Raw genomic sequence first — 20,557 nt, 5'->3', positions numbered from 1 at the left:
TAGGCCGTCTGAAAAAGACCGAGTGCATACCGGATTTACTCAAGGAGTGTTGTGATGTCAGACGAAAAATTAGACCAAAACGGTTTGAGCCGCCGTTCGTTTTTGGGCACGGCCGCCGTATCCGGCGCCGGCATTGCCGGTGCGAGTTTGTTGGGCTTGGCCGGTTGCGCCAAAGGCGAGGGTGAGAAAGGCGCGGCTTCCGGCGCCTCTGTCGCCAAAGCCGGGTCGCACGGCGCAAGCGGCGAGATGACTTCGGAAGTCGGCCCGGGCGAACTCGACCAATATTACGGTTTCCTTTCCGGCGGTCAGTCGGGCGAAATCCGTTTGCTCGGCGTGCCGTCTATGCGCGAATTAATGCGTATTCCCGTGTTCAATATGGACAGCGCCACCGGCTGGGGCCGCACCAACGAAAGCCTGAGCATTTTGAATGCGCACAATACGCCGGAAACCGCCAAGTTTCTGAAAGACAACCACATGCGTTGTCTGCCCAACGGCGACCTGCACCACCCGCACCTGTCGTTTACCGACTGCACCTACGACGGCCGCTACGCCTATGCCAACGACAAGGCCAACAACCGCGTCTGCCGTATCAATCTGACGGTGATGAAAACCGATAAAATCGTGCAGCTGCCGAACGTCTCCGGCGTGCACGGCCTGCGTTTGCAACGCTACCCGAAAACCGGCTACGTGTTTGCCAACGGCGAACACATCGCGCCGGTCACAGGCTACGGCACGTGGAACGACCCGAAAACCTGGAACGCGGTTTACACCGCCATCGACGGCGAAACCATGGACATCGCTTGGCAGGTGTTGGTGGACGGCAACTTGGACAACGGCGATGCCGACTACCAAGGCAAATATTCGTTTGCCACCTGTTACAACTCCGAACGCGGCCTGACCGTTCAGGCGGCTTCCGCCAACGAGCAGGACTGGTGCGTGGTGTTCAATCTGGCGGCCATCGAAGAAGCGGTTAAAAACGGCCAATATAAAGAAGTGAACGGCGTGAAAATGGTGGACGGCCGCGCTGAGGCCAATTCCAAATTTACCCGCTATATTCCGGTGCCGAATTCGCCGCACGGCTGTAACGCTTCGCCCGACGGCAAATACATCATGCTCAACGGCAAACTGTCGCCGACCGTTACCGTATTGGACGTGAGCAAACTGGACGATTTGTTTGCCGGTAAAATCCAACCGCGCGATGTGGTAGTGGCCGAACCGGAATTGGGCTTGGGTCCGTTGCACACCGCTTTTGACGGTCGCGGCAACGCCTATACCACGCTGTTTATCGACAGCCAGATGGTCAAATGGAACATCGACAAAGCCATCGAAGCGTATAAAAGCAAAGACAAAAAAGGCGATTACATCATTCAGAAACTGGATGTGAACTACCAACCCGGCCACAACCATTCCACCATGGGCGAAACCAAAGAGGCCGACGGCAAATGGCTGGTGTCTTTGAACAAATTCTCCAAAGACCGCTTCCTGAACGCCGGCCCGCTGAAACCGGAATGCGACCAGTTGATTGACATTTCCGGCAACGAAATGAAGCTGGTGCACGACAACCCGACCTTTGCCGAGCCGCACGATATGTGTCTGGTGGCTGCGTCCAAAGTCAATCCGGCCAAAACTTGGGACCGCCAGCGCGATTCCTGGTTCTGGAAAGACGCGGAAGAGCAGGCGAAAAAAGACGGCGTGGATTTGACCAAAGCGTCGAACGTCATCCGCGAAGGCAACAAAGTGCGCGTGTATATGACCGCCGTGGCGCCCGCATTTAGCGTGCCGCAGTTTGAGGTCAACGAAGGCGACGAAGTGACCGTGTATGTGACCAACGTCGAAACCATCGAGGATTTGACCCACGGCTTTACGCTGGAAGGCTACGGCATTGCGATGGAAATCGGCCCGCAGGCGACTTCTTCCGTGACCTTTACTGCCAACCTGCCGGGCGTGCATTGGTTCTACTGTCAATGGTTCTGTCACGCGCTGCACATGGAAATGTCCGGCCAGATGATTGTCAAACCGAAATAAATTGATTCGGTAGGATAATATTCAGACAGGCCGTCTGAAAACGGTTTTCAGACGGCCTTTATCGCAAAATGATTTGCCATGCGCAGATTATTTTGCGATAAAGGCAGACAGCCATATCAAATTATGTTTTGCGTTTTAAATTCCGCTTATTCCTAGTGGCGTAGGTTGGGTTGTAAACCCAACATCATTTAGGTTTCCGTTGGGATTTCATCCCAACCTACGTGGTTTGTTTCTATTTCCCTGTATTTTTTATTCCCAGCAAAGGCCGTCTGAACGATGCTTTGGCACATTCCAACCCGTTTAACCAACCTGCTGCACATGATGATAGCGGCGGTTGCGGCCTGCGCCTTTCAGACAGGCATGGCCGCCGTGATTCACGTTGCGCCGCAAGACAATTTGGCGCAGGCCGTGGCACGCGCGCAGGCGGGGGATACGCTGAAACTGGCGGCGGGCGTGTATCCGGCCAAACTGCTGATTGACAAGCCGCTGACCCTGGAAGGTGCGCCCGACGGCCGCACGGAAATACGAGGCGACCGCACGGGGCGCACCATTGCCGTGACCGCGCCCGATGTGGTCATCCGCAACCTGACCGTTACCCAATCCGGCTTGAGCCTGCCCGCAATGGACGCGGGGATTTATTTGGCAGAAACCGCTGAACGTGCCCTTATCGAGCACAATCAGATTCTAGATAATTCCGTCGGCGTGTATATCCACGGCGCGAAAAACGCGATGGTGCGCGAAAACAAAATTGTCGGCGACGCCAAATTGCGCGTCAACGAGCGCGGCAACGGCGTGACCGTGTGGAACGCGCCCGGTGCGCAAGTGGTCGGCAACGACATTTCCCAAGGCCGCGACGGGATTTTTTCCAATACCAGTAGCCACAATGCCTATAAAAACAACCGCTTCCATGACCTGCGTTTCGCCGTGCATTACATGTACACCAACGACAGCGAAGTCAGCGGCAATATTTCCGTCGGCAACAACATCGGCTATGCAATGATGTTTTCCGACCGGATTAAAGTCGTCGGCAACATCGCCGTCAACAGCCGCGACCAAGGCATTATGCTCAACTACGTCAACCATTCCGAAATCGCCGACAATGTCATCGACCAAGCCGGCAAATGCGTGTTTGTGTATAACGCCAACTACAACAAAATCACCGGCAATTATTTCGAACAGTGCCAAACCGGCATTCATTTCACCGCCGCCATCGAAGGCACGCAGTTGGGCAACAATTCCTTTGTCAACAACGAAAACCAGGTCAAATACGTCAGCACTCGCTTTCTCGACTGGGCGGAAGACGGCGTCGGCAATTACTGGAGCGACAACAGCGCGTTTGATTTGGACGGCGACGGTATCGGCGACAACGCCTACCGCCCCAACGGGATTACCGACCAAATCATCTGGCGCGCCCCCGCCGCCCGCCTGCTGATGAACAGCCCCGCTGTGATGATTGTCAAATGGGCGCAGGCGCAGTTCCCCGCGCTGCTGCCGGGCGGAGTGGTGGACAGCAAACCGCTGATGAAGCCGTATGAAAACAACATTATGCTGCAATACCGCCGCATGAAAGCAGAGTTAAAAGCCGCCGCCGCGCGCTCAAAATCGCAATGGCAGGAAACGCAGAATGGCAGCGATTAGTGCGAAGCGCGTTGCAAACCCATCATTTTTCAGACAGGCATTTCAATCAATGCCGATGACAAACCGAACGTGAACAGCGCAGGTTGGGATGAAATCCCAACATTTTCAGACGGCCTCCGCAAAGGCCGTCTGAAACCAAAAAAAGAGGAATACGAATGACCAACCCTGTCGAATTAAGCAACGTCACCAAGCGCTTCGGCGAGCAGGCCGCCGTCAACCGGGTGGATTTGGTGTTGAAAGCGGGCGAGAGCGTGGGCTTGGCCGGACACAACGGCGCGGGCAAATCCACCATCATGAAGCTGATTCTCGGCTTGATAACGCCGACCGAGGGCGAAGTGAAATTATTGGGCGAACCGACCGGCAGTAAAGCGGGTGCGGCTTTACGTGCGCAAATCGGCTATCTGCCGGAAACTGTGGCGCTGCACCCGTCGCTGACCGGCTTGGAAACGATGGCGTTTTATGCCAAGTTGAAAAAGCAGCCTTTAAGCTGCAATCAGGCATTGCTGGAACGCGTCGGTATTGCGCAGGCCGCCAAGCGCCGCGTGGGAACATATTCTAAGGGCATGCGCCAGCGCTTGGCTTTGGCGCAGGCGCTGCTGGGCGAGCCGAAAGTATTGCTGTTTGACGAACCGACCACCGGCCTCGACCCCGCTTCACGCAAAATGTTTTACGAAGTGGTGCGCGAACTCAACGGCAAAGGCGCGACCGTATTGTTGAGCACCCACGCCTTAGCCGAACTCGACGGCCACGCCGACCGCATTGTGGTGATGAAAAACGGTGTGAAAGTGGCCGACGGCAATATGGACGAACTGCATGTGCAAAGCGGCCTGCCGCTGACGGTGAACGTGCGCCTGAAACAGCCAAAAACCTTGTCGGCGCGCTGGCAGCATTCAGACGGCCTCAACTACCGCGCCGAATGCAAGGCAGAGGAGCGCATGGCGCTGCTGGCCGAATTGGGGGATTTGAACGATTTGGCCTATCTCGACATCCATACGCCGACCTTGGACGACATCTACGCGCAGTTCTTAAAAAGGGAAGACGTATGAACCCCGTATGGATTATTACCGGCAAAGAAGTGCGCGACAGCCTGCGCAACCGCTGGGTGGTGGCCGCCGCGCTGCTGTTGGCGGCGCTGGCTTTGTCGCTGGGCTTTCTCGGCAGTACGCCGACCGGTTCGGTCAAAGTTGATCCGCTGACCGTGACCGTGGTCAGCCTGTCGAGCCTGAGTGTGTTTCTGATTCCGCTGATTGCGCTGCTGCTGGCCTATGAGGCGCTAATCGGCGAAATCGAACGCGGCACGATGGCGCTGTTGCTCAGCTATCCCGTGTCGCGCCGGCAGATTTTGGCGGGCAAATTTATCGGCCACCTGATTATTTTGACGCTGGCGACCGCGCTGGGTTACGGATTGGCCGGTATCGTATTGCAACTGGCGGGCGGCGGCATTGATGTGGCGGCCTGGGCGCCGTTCGGCCTGTTGATTGCCGCCAGCGTGATACTGGGCGCGGCGTTTTTGGCAATGGGTTATCTGATTAGCGCGAAAGTGAAAGAACGCGGCACGGCGGCGGGCATTGCCATCGGCGTGTGGCTGTTTTTCGTGGTGATTTTCGATATGGCGCTGTTGGGCGTGTTGGTGGCCGATACGCAGCAGCTTTTGACCGCACCGGCGGTGGAAGGGATTTTATTGTTGAACCCGACCGACATTTACCGCCTGCTCAACCTGACCGGTTATGAAAATACTTCGATGTATGCGGGCATGGCGGGCTTGGGCGAGCAGCTCAGCCTCGGTTGGCCGGTATTGCTGGCGGCACAGCTGTTGTGGGTCATCATTCCGCTGGCGTTGGCCGCTTGGATTTTTGGGAGACGACAAATATGAAACCGATTCTGTTGACGATATGCACCGCCTTGGCCTTAGCCGCCTGCGGCGGCAAAGAAACCGCCGAACGTCCCGCGCCGCAAGCCCTGACCGCGCAAGCCGTCGGCCACTATTGCAACATGAGCCTGACCGAACACACCGGCCCGAAAGCGCAGCTGTTCCTCAACGGGCAGCCTGACCGACCGGTGTGGTTTTCCACCATCAAGCAGATGTTCGGCTATACCAAATTGCCGGAAGAGCTCAAAGGCATCAGCGTGATTTACGTAACCGACATGGGCAAAGTGACCGACTGGAGCAAGCCGAATGCCGACAACGCATGGATGGACGCAAAAAAAGCCTATTATGTAATCGAGAGCGGTTTTGTCGGCGGCATGGGTGCGGAAGACGCGCTGCCGTTTGCCGATAAAGCGCAAGCCGAAAAATTTGCGCAGGAAAAAGGCGGCCGGGTGGTGTCGTTTGACGACATGCCGGAAACGTATATTTTTAAATGATTTTGTTGTGTCGGGTATGCACGTTTTGTGAATGCCCGACAAGGCCGTCTGAAAACCCATGTCCGCCATTTCCCGCCGCCAACTCCTGATTTCATCTGCCGCCGCAGCCGTTTTGCTGCCGCTGGCCGTCCGCCGTTATCTTGTTTCCCTCACTCCTCAAACCACCGCCAATACCGACGGCAAACCCGTTGTCTGGCAGGGCATTGCCCTCGGTTCGGGCGCGGAAATCCGTATCTATCATACTGACCGCGCGTTTGCTGAAAGCGTGATTCAGAAAGCGCTGACCGAAACCGCACGCTTGGAAAAAATCTTCAGCCTGTATGACGAAAACAGCGTGCTCAGCCGTTTGAACCGCGAAGGACGTCTGAAACAGCCGACCGCCGATTTATTGGCGGTATTGGGCATGAGCCGCGATATTTACCGGCTGACCGGCGGCGCATTCGATCCGACCATCCAACCGCTTTGGAACACCTACGCCGGTTATTTCAGACGGCATCCGAATGCGAACACCCCGCCGCCGCAGCGCGACATCAATAAGGCTTTGGCGTTGGTCGGTTTGGACAAAATGCAGTTTGACAGCAGCGGCATTGCGTTTGCCGAAAAAGGCATGGGCTTGTCGCTCAACGGCATTGCGCAGGGCTACATTACCGATAAAGTAGTGGAACTCTTGCAGCGTCACGGTATCACGCAGGCGCTGGTGGATATGGGGGAAATCAGGGGATTGAGCGCGAACGGGCAAAAAACGTGGCAAGTCGGCATTAAAAATCCGCAGGACGAAAGCCAAGTCTTGTTGAGCGTGCCGCTGCAAAACGAAGGCTTTGCCACTTCCGGCGGCTACGGCACGGTATTCAACGAGCAGGGGACATTCACCCATCTGTTTGATCCTCGTACCGGCGGAGCGCAGCCGCGTTACCGCAGTATCAGTGTGATGGCGGCGAATGCGGCAACCGCCGACGCGTTGGCAACGGCGTTTGCGATTATGCCGGAAACCGCCGTCCGCCAAGCTGCCCGTTCGGTCGGTGCCAAAGTGTGGCTGGTGATGTCCGACGGGCGGATAAATAATTTAGAATAAATGCATATTCTGGCCAAAGTGCAAAAAGGAGCCGCCCGGGGGCGGCTCAAAAACTCTTGCAACTGGGAGTCTAGCAAGAGATTACAACACTCTAAACAGAGCTGGAGATGAAAAATGATGCATTAAGGTCACCAATTCAGCGGCGCAGGAAGCAACGCTGATACCCAGTTCCTTCATGCTGTCTATGGTTTGCAAAGTGGTTTCCCGCGTATAACCGCAACAGGCGCTCAGATTGACGATAATGTGCATATCGCGGTTGTAATGTGCCAGTTGGCGGGCGGTATCCGCTACCGCACCTTCCAATGCCAGGCCGCCGATAATAACCGTATCGGCTTGCTGCGCCGCCAGTCATTCCATCAGGCCGCTGCTGCGGGTTTCGGCGGAATCGGTAAAGCAAGTACCGCTGCGGCTGTTGCCAATGCTGATAATGCGGTCGTAAGCAGACGGGACAGGCAGGCCGTCCAGCAGGCTGCTTTTGAGGCAGGCCGCCGCTTCTTCGCCGCGAACAAAAACCTGACCACTGCGCCCCAGCGGGGCATCAATGCAGCTAATACAAAAGGATTCGTCGGCCGGCGAGACGTTTTCCACCAGCAGGCGTTTGTCGGAAAAACGCGCCTGGCGGTTTAATTCGTCAACGATGTTTTCCGGCTCGTTTAAAAAATATTGCTCATTGGCCGCCATGCAGGAAAATCGGTATTGCGGCTGAATGTCGATGGCGATAACAGTCATAATCAAACTCCTCTCAATGGCAGCACTACATGGCCAAAATTTGCGGATGAAATCAGATGAGCGGTATCAATCTCTGATAATCGGTTATTATTTTGATAGTCGGCATAATAACAGGATAAACGGTCAACCACCAGCGTTAATATTAATAAAAGTTAATATTTTTAGAACAGGTATCACAATATGGGTAAAATCTGGTTGAAATTTAGCTAATCCTTGCCGGTTTGGATGCTTTGCGCAAGAAAAAGGCCGTCTGAAACAGCAGAAAACCATATTCTGCTTCAGACGGCCTTTACGGATTACTTACAGTCGGTCAAATCCAGCCCAGCGTATTGGCAAACACCAATAAAATCGCGATGGGCGCGATATAGCGCAGGGTGTTCAGCCACAGCAGGATAATGCCTTTCGGCACGGTGCTGCCTTCGCTGATGTCGGCCAACACCGACTGCTTATTGCGCAGCCAGCCGACAAAATAAGCCACACACAGCGAGCTAATCGGCATAATCAGCGCGGTAATGATGTAGTCCCACAAATCAAACACGGTTTTGCCGAAAATTTTGGTTTCCGCCATCACGCCGAATGATAGCGCAGACGGAATGCCGACGATAAAAATGGCTGTGCCGATGAGCCAAGTGCGGCTGCTGCGCTTGCTTTCATCATCGCGGATGGCGGCGGCAATCACCGTTTCCAGCATGGAAAACGCCGAGGTCAGCGTGGCGAACACCACCAGCAGCATAAACACGGCAAACAGCAGGCTGCCGAAAGGGATTTTCATAAACACGGCGGGCAAAACGATGAAAATCAAACCCGACCCCTGACCCGGCTCGAAGCCGAAAGCAAATACCGCCGGAAAAATGACCAAACCGGCCAAGAGCGAAACCAGCAGGTTCATCCACATAATGCTGTTGCCCGAGCGGAACAAATCCTGCTTTTTGTCCAGATACGACGCATAAGTAATCATGGTGGACACGCCGATACTCAGCGCAAAAAACGCCTGCCCCAGCGCGGTGAGCATGGTTTGCGGTTTGACATACGACCAGTTGGGTTTGAGCAGGAAGGACACCCCCGCCATCGCGCCCGGCAGCGTCAGCGAACGCACCGCCAACAGCAAAAATAAAACGAATAAAGCGGGCATCATATAGCGGTTGGCTTTTTCAATGCCGTCTGAAATACCGCCTTTGACTACCCAAACCGTCATCAGCATAAACAGCCCCTGATAAAACAACACGCCCCACGGATTAGCGATGGTCTGGCCGAATAGGGCGGCAAAATCCGCGCCTTCGTGAATCTGGCCGGTAAACGCGTGCACCACATAATTCAACACCCATCCGCCAACCACGCTGTAAAACGACAGCAAAACGAAACACGCCGCCACACCCATGCGACCGATCCACGGCCAGGCGCGGGAGCCGGGCGCGAGCGTTTTAAACGCATCCACCGCGTTTTTACCGCTGGTGCGGCCGATGTAAAATTCCGCCAGCTGGACGGGCAGAGCGACCAATACGGTAAAAATCAAAAACAATAAGAAAAACACCGCGCCGCCGTTGGTGCCGGCGGTATAAGGGAATTTCCAAATCGCGCCCAAACCGATGGCGGAACCCGCCGCCGACAAAATAAAGCCGATTTTGGACGACCAGGAAGCCGTTTTATTCATATTCTGTATCCCAAAAATCAAAAACGCCTGATTGTAACAAAGCAGGCGCAGAGCTTGCCCGCATTTTGCAGGCGGCTGAAACGATTATGCACGGATGGTGCGCAGTATGAGATAAAATGGGCAGAATTATCCGAAAATTTAAAATATAATATTTATAAATATCATAAAAGTTTAAAAAATAGTATTTTATGCTTTATCAGCCATTGGGCTGACAAAAAAGCCGTCTGAATCCTTTCAGACGGCTTTGGGAATGTGGTGGGTCGGGTGGGTTTCGAACCCACGACCAAGGGATTATGAGTCCCCTGCTCTAACCCCTGAGCTACCGACCCGTCAGAGATAGGCGCGTATTGTAACATAAATCCGAGCGCGGGCAAGGCCGTCTGAAGGCGGCGTTGGGGCAGCATGAAAAATGCGTTGCGTTAAAAGGAAATGCGCAGGCTTTTTTCAGACGGCCTATTCTGCCGACAGCGCGGCAAAACACGTTATAATCCCGTTCAAATACCGTTTACAGGCCGTCTGAAAATTGCCGACAGAGGCGAACCGTTCAGACGGCCTTCCCGAGGGAAATATGAAATACAAAGACTTACGCGATTTTATCGCCCAGTTGGAAGCGCAGGGCAAGCTCAAGCGCATTAACACGCCGGTATCGCCCGATTTGGAAATGACCGAAATCGCCGACCGCGTGCTGCGTGCCGAAGGGCCGGCCTTATTGTTTGAAAACCCCGTCCGCGCCGACGGTACGCGCTACGCCTATCCCGTGTTGGCCAATCTTTTTGGTACGCCCGAGCGCGTGGCGATGGGCATGGGCGCGGACAGCGTCGATAAGCTGCGCGAAATCGGCCAAACGCTGGCCTATCTGAAAGAACCCGAGCCGCCCAAGGGCATTAAAGACGCGTTTTCCAAGCTGCCGCTCTTAAAAGACATTTGGAGCATGGCGCCCAATATGGTGAAAAACGCGCCGTGTCAGGAAGTGATTGTCGAAGGCGATGAGGTCGATTTGTACCAACTGCCGATTCAGCACTGCTGGCCGGAAGACGTGGCGCCGCTGGTAACGTGGGGCTTGACGGTTACGCGCGGGCCGCATAAAAAACGCCAAAACCTCGGCATTTACCGCCAGCAGCTCATCGGCAAAAACAAGCTGATTATGCGCTGGCTGTCGCACCGTGGCGGCGCGCTGGATTATCAGGAGTTCCGCAAACAAAATCCCGCTACGCCGTATCCCGTGGCGGTGGTGTTGGGCTGCGACCCCGCCACCATTTTGGGCGCGGTCACGCCCGTGCCCGATACCTTGAGCGAATACCAGTTTGCCGGACTGCTGCGCGGTTCGCGCACCGAATTGGTGAAATGTATCGGCAATGATTTGAACGTGCCGGCGCGAGCGGAAATCGTGCTGGAAGGCGTGATTCATCCCGACGAAACCGCACTGGAAGGGCCTTACGGTGACCACACCGGCTATTACAACGAGCAGGATTATTTTCCGGTGTTTACCGTCGAGCGCATCACCATGCGCCAAGACCCGATTTACCATTCCACCTACACCGGCAAACCGCCCGACGAGCCGGCCGTATTGGGCGTGGCGCTGAATGAAGTATTCGTGCCGCTGTTGCAAAAGCAGTTCCCCGAAATTACCGATTTCTACCTGCCGCCCGAAGGCTGCTCCTACCGCATGGCGGTGGTGAGCATGAAAAAACAATACGCCGGACACGCCAAGCGGGTAATGATGGGCTGCTGGTCGTTTCTGCGCCAGTTTATGTACACCAAGTTTATTATCGTGGTGGACGACGATATCAACGTGCGCGACTGGAAAGAAGTGATTTGGGCGGTGACCACGCGCATGGATCCGGTGCGCGATACCGTATTGATGGAAAATACGCCGATTGACTACCTCGATTTTGCCAGCCCCGTCAGCGGTTTGGGCGGCAAAATGGGCTTGGACGCCACCAATAAATGGCCGGGCGAAACCGAGCGCGAATGGGGGCGCGTGATTGAGAAAGATCCGGCCGTGGTCGCGAAAGTTAATGCGATGTGGGCGGATTTGGGTTTATAACATTCTTCATCCAAAAGGCCGTCTGAAACGAACAATCGTTTCAGACGGCCTTTTCTTGCGAACGGATTATTCGCCCAATAATAAAAACGGATTCGCGCCGCCACGGTCGAAACCCGCTTCGCCGACGGCGATGTCCAAGCCCAGAGTCGCCAAGTCGTCGGCCACGGGGTCGGCGTATTGCTGCTTGTCTTGGCGGTAGAGCTTGCGGTAGCTCTCGCAGGATGTGCAGCTTTCGGCATACGCGCCCCGGTAGGCGGAGGCAAGGTCGGGAGCGCTGTCTGCTTCCACTTGTTGCAGGCGCATATGGCCGGCGTCGCCGCAAGTCGGGCATTTGGCGCGCAAGACGTTCCAGCGGCTGTTGCACAGCGGGCAGTGCATATAGCGGAATCCGGCCAAATCGCCTTTAATCAGAATCACGCTGCCGACGGCTTCGGTGCTGCAGCAGGGGCAGTGGGTGCGCTCTTCAATAGGCGGTACATGGTCTTCCGTCAGTTGCGCCGCCCATGCCGTCCAAATAATCTGCAAGGCGGCCTGTACCCAAATCACGGCGGCTTTGTCGGCAGCAGTGGTGGAATGGCTCAACACGCGTTGCGCCAGCGCTTCGGTCGCTTCTTGCGGCAAGGCTTTGAGCTTGGCGGTTTCCTGCGCGGCGGTGGCGGTGATGTTGCCGTTGACTTCGTTCAACAAATCCGTGAACACGGCAAAAAATTCAGATGGCACTTGGCTTTGCGCGGCGGCGAGCAAGACGGTTTCACCCTGATACAGCTCGGGCGGCGGAAAATCGTGGCGTTCGGACACGGTCTGCTGCGCCTTGCAGACGGCGGCAAGCAGGGTCAGGTAAGCGCACCAATCGCTGTTGTCTTCCTGCGCCAATTCTTGAAAACGCACGGCGCGCTTGGCGAAAATGTCCTGCTCGGGCGCGAGCCAAAACGGGGTATGGAACAGGCCTTTTTTGATTTCTTCAACGGGCTGGATGGAGGTGGTGGTCATGGGTATTCCTTGATGTGTATGATTTTGTTATGCGAGCTGCTTTATTCGGCTTATCGGCACGGAGGCCGTCTGAAACAGGTTCTTAATCTTTTTTCTCGGTTTCAATATATTCGGAGCAACTATATACATTGAATTTTTGCGGTTTGGCAAAGCCGATTAAGGTCATGCCCGCCTGCTCTGCCAAGCGCACGGCGAGGGCGGTGGGGGCGGATACGGCGACTATGCAGCCGATACCGGCGGCGGCGGCTTTGGCGACCATTTCGTAGCTGGCGCGGCTGGAAATCAAGAGGAAGCCTTGCTGCCAGTCAATCTGATGGCGCGTGCCAAAACCGATGAGCTTGTCGAGCGCGTTGTGGCGACCGACATCTTCAAAGGCGGCGGTGATTTTGCCATCGGCCACCCACGCTACGCCGTGTACCGAGCCGACACTTTTTCTCAAAGGTTGGTGGTGGTCAAAATCGGCCAAGGCCGTCTGAATTTCAGTGATAGAAAAACGGCGGTGACGGGCAACAGGCGACAGATTGGGCTTTACCGCCGCCAGACTGTCTATGCCGCATAAGCCGCAACCGGTTCGACCGGTCATATTGCGGCGGCGTTCTTTCAAGGCTTGGAAACGGGCGGAGGCGATTTCCATCTGCACTTCAATCCCATCGCAAGCAGGTTGTACCTCAATATCATAGAGTTCAGACGCATGGTGCAAAATGCCTTCGCTCAAGCTGAAACCGAGCGCCAACTCCGCCAAATCTTGCGGCGTTGCCATCAAGACGACATGGGTAATGCCGTTATACACCAGCGCAACGGCGGTCTCTTCGGCCAAAATGTCGTCATCGGGGCGCAGCGAATTGCCGCAGGTGCGGTAAACGGTGCAGGATAGGGCGGGGGCGGGAAGCATGGCAGTTTGGCCGTCTGAAAAAATGCCATTATAGCGCGTTTTGCCTGAAAAAAGCCTTTCTGTAAGCGGGCGTAAAATTCGATTAAGAATCATACTCAAACAGCTGCTCAAGCATTAAGATAAACACGTTTGTAATTTTGATACTTGGAATCTGTGATGAATAAAACCGCTAAAACCCTGCTGGCCGCTTCGCTTGCCGTCGGATTGAGCGCATGTGCCTCATCAAAAACGAGCGCACCGAAATCTTACGATTTGGATTTTGCCAAACAAAAATACACTGAGCAGAGCTTGGAAGTAAACGGTAAAGCCGTGAAATTCCGTGCTTTTGAGGGCATTGTGTATGTGAAAAATCCGGTGGATACTAAATATGAAATCATCAATATTTATGTGCCGGAGGCTTATTACAACGGCGGTTCGGTAGAAGGTTTTACCGCCGACACCGCGCCGATTTTCTTCCCCAACCAAATCGGCGGCTATATGCCGGCTGAACCGGGCAAACCGGGCTTGGGCGGAAAAGGGCCGGGCGGCGCACCGGACGGCAGCGGCAATCAAACGCCGAATGCCGCTTTAACTGCGCTGTCTAAAGGTTATGTTGTCGCCTCGCCGGGTGCGCGTGGCCGTACCGCCGCCAACGGCAAAGCGCCAGCCGCGATTGTGGATTTGAAAGCCGCTGTACGCTATCCGAAAGCCAACGATAACATCATGCCGGGCGATGCCAATAAAATCATTTCCAACGGCACCAGCGCGGGTGGCGCTTTGTCCGCCTTACTCGGCGCGACCGGCAACAGCAAAGACTACGAAGTTTACTTAAAAGCCTTGGGTGCCGCCGAAGCGGACGACAGCATTTTTGCCGTATCTGCCTATTGCCCGATTACCGATCTCGACCATGCGGACATGGCCTACGAATGGCAGTTTAACGGTGTCAATGATTACCAAAAAATGAACATCACCATGTTGGACTACAACGTCAAACGCGAGTTGGTGCCCGGTACGCTGACTGCCGCCGAAATCGCCTTGTCCGACAAACTCAAACCGCTGTATCCCGCCTACATCAACAGCCTCGGCCTGAAAGACGCGCAAGGCCGCTCTCTGACTTTGGACAATAAAGGCAACGGCAGCTTTAAAAACTACGTGGCCTCATTCTTGGCAAAATCGGCGCAAGGCCAGTTGGACGCAGGCAAAGACATCAGCAGCAGTAAATGGCTGACGGTGAAAAACGGCAAAGTAACCGCCGTGGATTTTGACGCCTACGCCAAAGCCGCCGGACGCCAGAAAACCCCGCCCGCCTTTGACGGCATGGATTTGAGTACCGGCGAAAACCAACTCTTCGGCAACGCGACTACCGACAAGCAGCACTTCACCGCATTCTCTATGCAAAACAGTACCGTCAAAGGCGCAACGCTGGCTGACGCGCAAACCGTGAAAGTGATGAATCCGCTGAACTACATCGGCAGCGGCGCGGTAAAAATCCCGCAAAACTGGCGTATCCGCGTCGGTACCAACGACCGCGATACTTCGCTGGCTGTGTCTGCGATGTTGGCAGCCAAGCTGCAAAACAGCGGCTATACCGTTGATTACGCCCTGCCGTGGGGCGTGCCGCACAGCGGCGATTATGACTTGGACGAGCTGTTTGCCTGGATGAAACAGGTAAGCAAATGAGCTGCGGGCAATGAGGAGAAGGCCGTCTGAAAATCGGGTTATCGGTTTTTCAGACGGCCTTTTATGTAAATCTGGATATTGATTTGAATACATGGATTATCGTTATAAAAAAAGCCTGAATCTTTCGATTCAGGCTTTTTAAATTTGGCTCCCCGACCTGGGCTCGAACCAGGGACCTGCGGATTAACAGTCCGTCGCTCTACCGACTGAGCTATCGGGGAATGGGGCGTATTATAACGGCTCTAAAAAATGTGTCAACCTAAATAATGACCAAATTGCGTAGCAATATTACAAATGTCTGAATGCTAAGCTAATTTAAATAGGATAAAGCGGGCGGAGAGCCAGGGAAACGGCGTTTAGACGGCCTCTATTTTCCTGCTCAGTATTGCGCATTGACCAATTTGCCGTTTTTAAATACTTGCTGCTGCATGAGGTTGCCGTTGTAGGCATAAGTGGTCAGCGAGCCGTTGGCGGGGGCGGCGCGGAACTGCATTAATTGTTCGCGCGTCAGGGTGTAGGGATCGGTACGTTTTTGGCCGTTGTCGCCGTAAAAATCCTGTACCACGTAATCGTTACCGCTTTTGCTGATTAAGCGGCGGTAGAAGCCGCCTTTGACGGCATTATTGGACGTGTTGCCCTGCGCGTCGAAATAGGTCACGATTTGTTCTTCGATGACGTTTACGCCGCCGTTGCTGTTGTTAGTATTTTGACCGGTTTTGTTTTTATCCAAGCTGATGGGAATATTGAGCGAAGTGCCCAAGCCGACGTGTCTGCCGATACTGGTGCCGACGCCCAAGCCGACGGACATGCCGGGGGTGCCGACGGTGCAGGCGCTGAGTAAGGCGGCGAGTGCGGTAAGCGGAATAATGTGTTTCATGGTGTCTTCCTGGTTTTTGGTATGCTGACGGGCAGTATATCGGGTTTGCCGCACGCTCGGCGTTATGATAAGTAAAAGCTTACGAACGGGGTGGAGAAGGGCGGGAAAGTGTCGGTTTTCCGTCATGCGGACATCGGCATAAGCGGGTATGAAAGCCGCTATATGCGTTATTGGGATTTTTTGCTGTATCCGGCGGCGGCTTGCCTGTATTATGATAGGCACTATTTTCAGACGGCCTGATGTGCTTTGCGCAGTAGGGCATGTCTGCCTGTTTGAGGAACAGAAATGAATACTTTGAAATTTACCAAAATGCACGGTTTGGGCAATGATTTTATGGTAATTGATGCGGTCAATCAGGATTTTGACCCGAAAGCCGCGCCGTTGGCGGCGTGGGCAAACCGTTTTCGCGGCGTGGGTTTCGACCAATTATTGGTGGTGGAAAAACCGACTTCCGAAGCGGTGGATTTTCGTTACCGTATTTTCAACGCCGACGGCGGCGAGGTGGAACAATGCGGCAACGGGGCGCGTTGCTTTGTGCGCTTTGTGGTGGATAAAGGTTTGACCGATAAAAAAGAAATTGTGGTGGAAACGGCAGGCGGCATGATTGTGCCGAAATTGCTGGATAATGGTTTGGTTACGGTCAATATGGGCAAACCGCGCTTTATGCCGTCTGAAATTCCGTTTGTACCGGCTTCGGATGAGGCGGATGATGCGTTGGTGCATACCGTATTGGTGGGCTTGGAAGCCGTGCCGGTGTCTTGCGTGAACATGGGTAATCCGCATGCGGTGATTGTGGTGGAGGATGTGCAAACTGCGCCGGTTGAGCGTTTGGGCGAAGCGATTGAATCACACAAGCAGTTTCCTGAGCGTGTCAACGTTGGTTTTATGCAGATTATCGACCGCCAAGCCATCCGGCTGCGTGTGTATGAGCGCGGTGCGGGCGAAACGCAAGCCTGCGGTACGGGCGCGTGCGCGGCGGTGGTGGCCGGTGTGCGTTTAGGGCTGCTGGACGCCGGTGTGCCGGTTAAAGTTACCTTGCCCGGAGGGGATTTGTTTATCAGTTGGCAGCCGGAAGAGGATGTGATGATGACGGGGCCTGCGGAGACGGTGTTTGAAGGCGAGTTGCGGTATTAAATGGGCGGCGTAGATTTTAATCTGTTAAGCGTGCTTGCCTATGGCTTGTTTTTCTTGGGACTGATTTTCAGGGCAGGGCTGTTCCAATGGTTTTGGAGCAGCGTGATTTTGTGGTTGGCAGTCGGATGGCTCGGATCGAAGCTGCTGCCCGGCATTTGGGGGATTACTCACATCCCGCCGCTATTTTTGCCGCATGCCTATCTGACTGTGGGCAGCATATTTTTCTTTATTGATTGCTGGCGGAAAACGCCGGACGGGAAATTTTGGCAGACCGATGGCAAACATCCTTTGCTCAGTCTGTTTGCCGTCAGTAATCTTTTGATGACGCTGGCTTTTTTGTTTTTGGCTGCGCTTGTATGCTATCATTTCCCGAATGGTAAAACCGCTTTTGTCATGCCCGCGCTGCTGAAAATGTATGCTTTAATGCCGGTATATTGGTTTGTGTTGCAGTTTTTGCTGATGGCGGTTTTTTATGTGCACCGGCGCGTAATGATGAAGCAGCCGGTTTGTCTGTTTAGCCGCAAACAGTTGGAAAGCGGCCTGCTGCTGGCGGTTATCTGGCAGATAGCGCTTGCCGTCATATTGATGGCGGAAATTTTTTCCTAACGAAAAGTTATAAGGTAAGAAGCATTAAGTATTGGTTTTTCAGACGGCCTGCGCCTATGATATTATGCAGACTGTATTATTATTAACCGAATGAATCAGGAGCAGAGTATGAAAATCGCAAATAGCATTACCGAATTAATCGGTAATACCCCGTTGGTCAAATTAAACCGCCTGACCGAAGGCTTGGGCGCGCAAGTCGTGGCCAAACTGGAGTTTTTCAATCCGGGCAGCAGCGTCAAAGACCGCATTGCCGAATCCATGATTGAAGCTGCTGAGAAAGCCGGTAAAATCAACAAAGATACCGTCATCGTTGAAGCCACTAGCGGCAATACCGGTATCGGTTTGGCCATGGTCTGCGCCGCACGCGGTTACAAATTGGTTATCACCATGCCTGAGAGCATGAGTAAAGAACGCCGCATGCTGCTGCGTGCCTATGGCGCAGAGCTGATTCTGACGCCGGCGGCCGACGGCATGGGCGGTGCGATTGCCAAAGCGCAATCTTTGGTTGACGAACATCCGGATACTTACTTCATGCCGCGTCAGTTTGACAACGAGGCCAACCCGGAAATCCACCGCAAAACCACTGCCGAAGAAATTTGGCAGGATACAGACGGTAAAGTCGATATTTTCGTGGCGGGTGTGGGTACCGGCGGTACCATTACCGGCGTGGGCGAAGTGCTGAAAGCGCATAATCCTAATGTACAAATTGTTGCCGTTGAGCCGGAAGCCTCTCCGGTATTGAGCGGCGGCGAAAAAGGATCGCACCCGATTCAAGGTATCGGCGCAGGTTTCGTACCCAGCGTACTGAACACCCATGTTTACGACAGCATTATCAAAGCGCCTAATGAAGAAACTTTTGAAACCGCACGCGCAATGGCGGAAAAAGAAGGTATTTTGGTCGGTATTTCTTCCGGTGCGGCTGTTTGGGCAGCATTGGAATTGGCTAAAAAACCGGAAAACGCAGGCAAACTGATTGTCGTATTAATTCCGTCTTACGGCGAGCGCTACTTATCTACCCCGCTGTTTGCCGATTTGGTATAACGATAGTTCGCATGATGAAAAGGCCGTTTCAGACGGCCTTTTTTGCGTATGGCCGTTTCAGATCGTTAAGGCCGTCTGAAGCCTGTTGTAATTCGGCAAACTTTCAGCTGCCAACTCTTTCTTCAATTTGGCCTATTTTGCCGAATTTGATTATAATGGCACTCATGAAAAAACATATTCCCCTCTTATTTGTATTGGCGGCGCTGGCCGGTTGCGATACCCTGTATCTGCCTACGCTCAAAGAAGTGCCGGTCAATCCGACCAATGTGAAAGTAACCGAAACACCGGCTGCCGGTTTCCGCTTGGCTTCTTCCCACTGGACGGATGTTTCCAAAATCCGTGACGAGGCAACGCGTTTGAGCGTGCAGGTCAGCCAAGGTAAGATGACCAAAGTGCAGGCTGCCCAATATTTGAACCGCTATCGCATTCAGCTGGTCGGTCGCAACTCTGTGGACGACAGTATGTATGAGATTTACCTGCGTTCTGCGGTAGATAGTCAGCGCGGTGAAATCACCACCGAGCAATCCAAGCTGTATATCCAAAACGCTTTGCGCGGTTGGCAGCAGCGTTGGAAAAATATGAGCAGCAAGCCGAATAACCCGGCGTTTACCAACTTCCTGATGGAAGTCATGAATATGCAGCCGCTGCAATAAGCAGATTGCGTTGTATAAAATAAAAGAGGCCGTCTGAAATCCAATGCGGATTTCAGACGGCCTCTTTTATTTTTAATAACTGTATCAATTACATATCAATCAAATGCAAGCATCCGTTAACCTGCGTCAACTTTCTTTGCCGAGCAATTTATTGGCCGCCGCACGCGCCTGTTCTCGGATGTCGTCGGTCAGATACGCTTTCATCTGGCTGTACACCAATGTAATCACGGCAATGTCGTCGCTGAATCCCAACGGGCCGAGCAGGTCGGGAATGCTGTCAATCGGGCTGAAAAAATAAACCAATGCGCCGAGAATAATCATTTTGGCCCGTTTCGGTGTATGCGGCGATTTCCATAAAAAATACAGCGCATAAAGCTGGCGGACGACCGGTGCGCCCAAACGTCCGGCAAAGCGGGCGAGTTTGCGCAAGAAGCCCGGTTCGTCCAGTTTCTTTTTGCGGAATTTGGGAATGAAATCATCGGGAGAAGAGGAAGGGTCGGAAGAACGGTTCATGGGTTAATCCCTTATTGTTGATGTCGAAATGTCATGGCCCGGCTGTCGGGACATTCTCTGCTTAGGTGCAGCCTCGCGAATGTGCGGATTAAGAACCTGCATTCACAATCTTGATAGCGCCTTTTTATTGCCTAATCACACACCTACTGCGTTGGACTTTTACGCCACTTTTACGCCAATAGTCCACTATTGGCGTAAAAGTCCGCCTTGTATTCGTATAATTATCCAACAAAAATCCATCTACCAATCTTATGAATACAGATTCTAAGTATAGGATTAGCTGATGATAAGAAATGTCAGGGATATGCATTTTCATGCTAACTTCTACGGCGGAAGTGGCAGAATCTTTAATTTTATTGGGAAAACAAGAGGAGTAGGCGGGCGGGCATGGTGAAATTGGGATTAAAACGTCGTCATTTTTTGCCCGACTGTTGCAGTGAGCCGACAAATCGGGTGTGTGCTTTGGCATGAGGCCGTCTGAAAAATGTAGCGGGATGAAAATTAAGGCGGAGCAGAACCCTATGAAAATGAATGTGATAGGTTTGTTTTTCCGTGTTTTTGTAAAAATTTAGGGGCTGTACTAGATAATTAGAGCAAATTACCTTTTACTAACTGTTTCAAAATAGAAATTTGAGATTTTATTTCACTGTTGTTAAAACGCCATTC

Annotated in this window: 19 protein-coding genes, 2 tRNA genes and 1 pseudogene; 12 read left to right on the top strand and 10 right to left on the bottom strand. The window is 53.5% G+C overall.

The annotated features are described in order from the left end of the window. Positions 1-54 precede the first annotated feature (54 nt). From nosZ to J2T37_RS03330, 6 genes are all read left to right on the top strand, one after another. The gene (gene nosZ, locus J2T37_RS03355; protein WP_253353781.1) at positions 55-2,025 is read left to right on the top strand and encodes a TAT-dependent nitrous-oxide reductase; all 1,971 of its coding nucleotides are present in this window, start codon (positions 55-57) and stop codon (positions 2,023-2,025) included. Between the two features lie 318 nt (positions 2,026-2,343). Beyond that, positions 2,344-3,663 (top strand): nitrous oxide reductase family maturation protein NosD, encoded by a 1,320-nt coding sequence (locus tag J2T37_RS03350; protein ID WP_253353841.1) that lies wholly within the window; start codon positions 2,344-2,346, stop codon positions 3,661-3,663. 155 nt (positions 3,664-3,818) lie between these two features. After that, positions 3,819-4,709 (top strand): ABC transporter ATP-binding protein, encoded by an 891-nt coding sequence (locus J2T37_RS03345; RefSeq protein ID WP_253353780.1) that lies wholly within the window; start codon positions 3,819-3,821, stop codon positions 4,707-4,709. Continuing rightward, positions 4,706-5,536, top strand: a complete 831-nt coding sequence (locus J2T37_RS03340) for an ABC transporter permease (RefSeq protein WP_253353779.1) — start codon at positions 4,706-4,708, stop codon at positions 5,534-5,536. Before J2T37_RS03345 ends, J2T37_RS03340 begins: the two co-directional genes overlap by 4 nt. Further along, positions 5,533-6,027, top strand: a complete 495-nt coding sequence (locus J2T37_RS03335; protein ID WP_253353778.1) for a nitrous oxide reductase accessory protein NosL — start codon at positions 5,533-5,535, stop codon at positions 6,025-6,027. The genes J2T37_RS03340 and J2T37_RS03335 overlap by 4 nt, the downstream gene beginning before the upstream one ends. A gap of 58 nt (positions 6,028-6,085) precedes the next feature. After that, on the top strand, positions 6,086-7,099 hold the full coding sequence (locus J2T37_RS03330) for an FAD:protein FMN transferase (protein WP_253353777.1): 1,014 nt from the start codon (positions 6,086-6,088) through the stop codon (positions 7,097-7,099). 81 nt (positions 7,100-7,180) lie between these two features. Here J2T37_RS03330 and J2T37_RS03325 read toward each other — a convergent pair whose 3' ends face one another. The 4 genes from J2T37_RS03325 to J2T37_RS03310 all read right to left on the bottom strand — a co-directional run bounded on the left by J2T37_RS03325 (position 7,181) and on the right by J2T37_RS03310 (position 9,808). Further along, entirely contained in the window at positions 7,181-7,402 is a 222-nt protein-coding gene (locus J2T37_RS03325) for a hypothetical protein (protein WP_253353776.1), read from the bottom strand. Between the two features lie 45 nt (positions 7,403-7,447). Then, entirely contained in the window at positions 7,448-7,828 is a 381-nt protein-coding gene (locus J2T37_RS03320; protein ID WP_253353775.1) for a hypothetical protein, read from the bottom strand. Positions 7,829-8,138: 310 nt separating this feature from the next. Next, complete coding sequence (locus J2T37_RS03315; RefSeq protein ID WP_253353774.1) at positions 8,139-9,479, bottom strand: sodium-dependent transporter; 1,341 nt, start codon at positions 9,477-9,479, stop codon at positions 8,139-8,141. 253 nt (positions 9,480-9,732) lie between these two features. Beyond that, positions 9,733-9,808, bottom strand: a tRNA-Ile gene (locus J2T37_RS03310). A gap of 239 nt (positions 9,809-10,047) precedes the next feature. Between J2T37_RS03310 and ubiD the strand changes: the two genes are divergently transcribed. Further along, positions 10,048-11,526, top strand: coding sequence for a 4-hydroxy-3-polyprenylbenzoate decarboxylase (gene ubiD, locus J2T37_RS03305; protein ID WP_253353773.1), 1,479 nt, complete (start codon positions 10,048-10,050; stop codon positions 11,524-11,526). Positions 11,527-11,592: 66 nt separating this feature from the next. Here the strand turns inward: ubiD and J2T37_RS03300 are convergent, their stop codons facing one another. Together J2T37_RS03300 and fdhD are read right to left on the bottom strand one after the other, a co-directional pair. Further along, a complete protein-coding gene (locus J2T37_RS03300; protein ID WP_253353772.1) occupies positions 11,593-12,516 on the bottom strand; it encodes a formate dehydrogenase accessory protein FdhE in 924 nt (307 codons plus the stop codon). An 82-nt stretch (positions 12,517-12,598) separates the two neighbouring features. Beyond that, a complete protein-coding gene (fdhD, locus tag J2T37_RS03295; protein WP_253353771.1) occupies positions 12,599-13,408 on the bottom strand; it encodes a formate dehydrogenase accessory sulfurtransferase FdhD in 810 nt (269 codons plus the stop codon). Positions 13,409-13,564: 156 nt separating this feature from the next. Here fdhD and J2T37_RS03290 point away from each other — a divergent pair, with 156 nt between their 5' ends. Beyond that, positions 13,565-15,067 (top strand): subtype B tannase, encoded by a 1,503-nt coding sequence (locus tag J2T37_RS03290; protein WP_253353770.1) that lies wholly within the window; start codon positions 13,565-13,567, stop codon positions 15,065-15,067. 145 nt (positions 15,068-15,212) lie between these two features. Here J2T37_RS03290 and J2T37_RS03285 read toward each other — a convergent pair. Next, positions 15,213-15,288: transfer RNA gene (locus J2T37_RS03285), tRNA-Asn, on the bottom strand. A 158-nt stretch (positions 15,289-15,446) separates the two neighbouring features. Beyond that, positions 15,447-15,944 (bottom strand): NemA protein, encoded by a 498-nt coding sequence (locus J2T37_RS03280; protein WP_253353769.1) that lies wholly within the window; start codon positions 15,942-15,944, stop codon positions 15,447-15,449. Positions 15,945-16,229: 285 nt separating this feature from the next. On the opposite strand from J2T37_RS03280, the gene dapF reads away from it, so the two are divergent. The 4 genes from dapF to J2T37_RS03260 all read left to right on the top strand — a co-directional run bounded on the left by dapF (position 16,230) and on the right by J2T37_RS03260 (position 19,378). Continuing rightward, positions 16,230-17,078 (top strand): diaminopimelate epimerase, encoded by an 849-nt coding sequence (gene dapF / locus J2T37_RS03275; RefSeq protein ID WP_253353768.1) that lies wholly within the window; start codon positions 16,230-16,232, stop codon positions 17,076-17,078. Continuing rightward, positions 17,079-17,684 carry a hypothetical protein gene (locus J2T37_RS03270; RefSeq protein WP_253353767.1) on the top strand — a complete coding sequence of 202 codons (606 nt, stop codon included), beginning with the start codon at positions 17,079-17,081 and terminating at the stop codon, positions 17,682-17,684. Between the two features lie 108 nt (positions 17,685-17,792). Beyond that, positions 17,793-18,725, top strand: coding sequence for a cysteine synthase A (gene cysK, locus J2T37_RS03265; RefSeq protein WP_253353766.1), 933 nt, complete (start codon positions 17,793-17,795; stop codon positions 18,723-18,725). Between the two features lie 155 nt (positions 18,726-18,880). Beyond that, on the top strand, positions 18,881-19,378 hold the full coding sequence (locus J2T37_RS03260) for a prokaryotic membrane lipolipid attachment site family protein (RefSeq protein WP_253353765.1): 498 nt from the start codon (positions 18,881-18,883) through the stop codon (positions 19,376-19,378). A 126-nt stretch (positions 19,379-19,504) separates the two neighbouring features. Here the strand turns inward: J2T37_RS03260 and J2T37_RS03255 are convergent, their stop codons facing one another. Beyond that, positions 19,505-19,891 carry a YkvA family protein gene (locus J2T37_RS03255; protein ID WP_253353764.1) on the bottom strand — a complete coding sequence of 129 codons (387 nt, stop codon included), beginning with the start codon at positions 19,889-19,891 and terminating at the stop codon, positions 19,505-19,507. A 588-nt stretch (positions 19,892-20,479) separates the two neighbouring features. Then, positions 20,480-20,557, bottom strand: a pseudogene (locus J2T37_RS03250) (IS1595 family transposase); the annotation flags it as partial.

Origin of the sequence: Neisseria perflava, from assembly GCF_024170405.1 — a bacterium.
Lineage (GTDB): Bacteria > Pseudomonadota > Gammaproteobacteria > Burkholderiales > Neisseriaceae > Neisseria > Neisseria perflava_B.
This window is presented reverse-complemented; position numbering and strand designations above follow the sequence as displayed.

What these genes read in the sequence shown, in the direction of transcription:
- nosZ (WP_253353781.1), top strand. Translation starts at nt 55, where the DNA reads ATGTCAGACGAAAAATTAGACCAAAACGGTTTGAGCCGCCGTTCGTTT.
- J2T37_RS03350 (WP_253353841.1), top strand. Translation starts at nt 2,344, where the DNA reads ATGATGATAGCGGCGGTTGCGGCCTGCGCCTTTCAGACAGGCATGGCC.
- J2T37_RS03345 (WP_253353780.1), top strand. Translation starts at nt 3,819, where the DNA reads ATGACCAACCCTGTCGAATTAAGCAACGTCACCAAGCGCTTCGGCGAG.
- J2T37_RS03340 (WP_253353779.1), top strand. Translation starts at nt 4,706, where the DNA reads ATGAACCCCGTATGGATTATTACCGGCAAAGAAGTGCGCGACAGCCTG.
- J2T37_RS03335 (WP_253353778.1), top strand. Translation starts at nt 5,533, where the DNA reads ATGAAACCGATTCTGTTGACGATATGCACCGCCTTGGCCTTAGCCGCC.
- J2T37_RS03330 (WP_253353777.1), top strand. Translation starts at nt 6,086, where the DNA reads ATGTCCGCCATTTCCCGCCGCCAACTCCTGATTTCATCTGCCGCCGCA.
- J2T37_RS03320 (WP_253353775.1), bottom strand. Translation starts at nt 7,828, where the DNA reads ATGACTGTTATCGCCATCGACATTCAGCCGCAATACCGATTTTCCTGC.
- J2T37_RS03315 (WP_253353774.1), bottom strand. Translation starts at nt 9,479, where the DNA reads ATGAATAAAACGGCTTCCTGGTCGTCCAAAATCGGCTTTATTTTGTCG.
- ubiD (WP_253353773.1), top strand. Translation starts at nt 10,048, where the DNA reads ATGAAATACAAAGACTTACGCGATTTTATCGCCCAGTTGGAAGCGCAG.
- J2T37_RS03300 (WP_253353772.1), bottom strand. Translation starts at nt 12,516, where the DNA reads ATGACCACCACCTCCATCCAGCCCGTTGAAGAAATCAAAAAAGGCCTG.
- fdhD (WP_253353771.1), bottom strand. Translation starts at nt 13,408, where the DNA reads ATGCTTCCCGCCCCCGCCCTATCCTGCACCGTTTACCGCACCTGCGGC.
- J2T37_RS03290 (WP_253353770.1), top strand. Translation starts at nt 13,565, where the DNA reads ATGAATAAAACCGCTAAAACCCTGCTGGCCGCTTCGCTTGCCGTCGGA.
- J2T37_RS03280 (WP_253353769.1), bottom strand. Translation starts at nt 15,944, where the DNA reads ATGAAACACATTATTCCGCTTACCGCACTCGCCGCCTTACTCAGCGCC.
- dapF (WP_253353768.1), top strand. Translation starts at nt 16,230, where the DNA reads ATGAATACTTTGAAATTTACCAAAATGCACGGTTTGGGCAATGATTTT.
- J2T37_RS03270 (WP_253353767.1), top strand. Translation starts at nt 17,079, where the DNA reads ATGGGCGGCGTAGATTTTAATCTGTTAAGCGTGCTTGCCTATGGCTTG.
- cysK (WP_253353766.1), top strand. Translation starts at nt 17,793, where the DNA reads ATGAAAATCGCAAATAGCATTACCGAATTAATCGGTAATACCCCGTTG.
- J2T37_RS03260 (WP_253353765.1), top strand. Translation starts at nt 18,881, where the DNA reads ATGGCACTCATGAAAAAACATATTCCCCTCTTATTTGTATTGGCGGCG.
- J2T37_RS03255 (WP_253353764.1), bottom strand. Translation starts at nt 19,891, where the DNA reads ATGAACCGTTCTTCCGACCCTTCCTCTTCTCCCGATGATTTCATTCCC.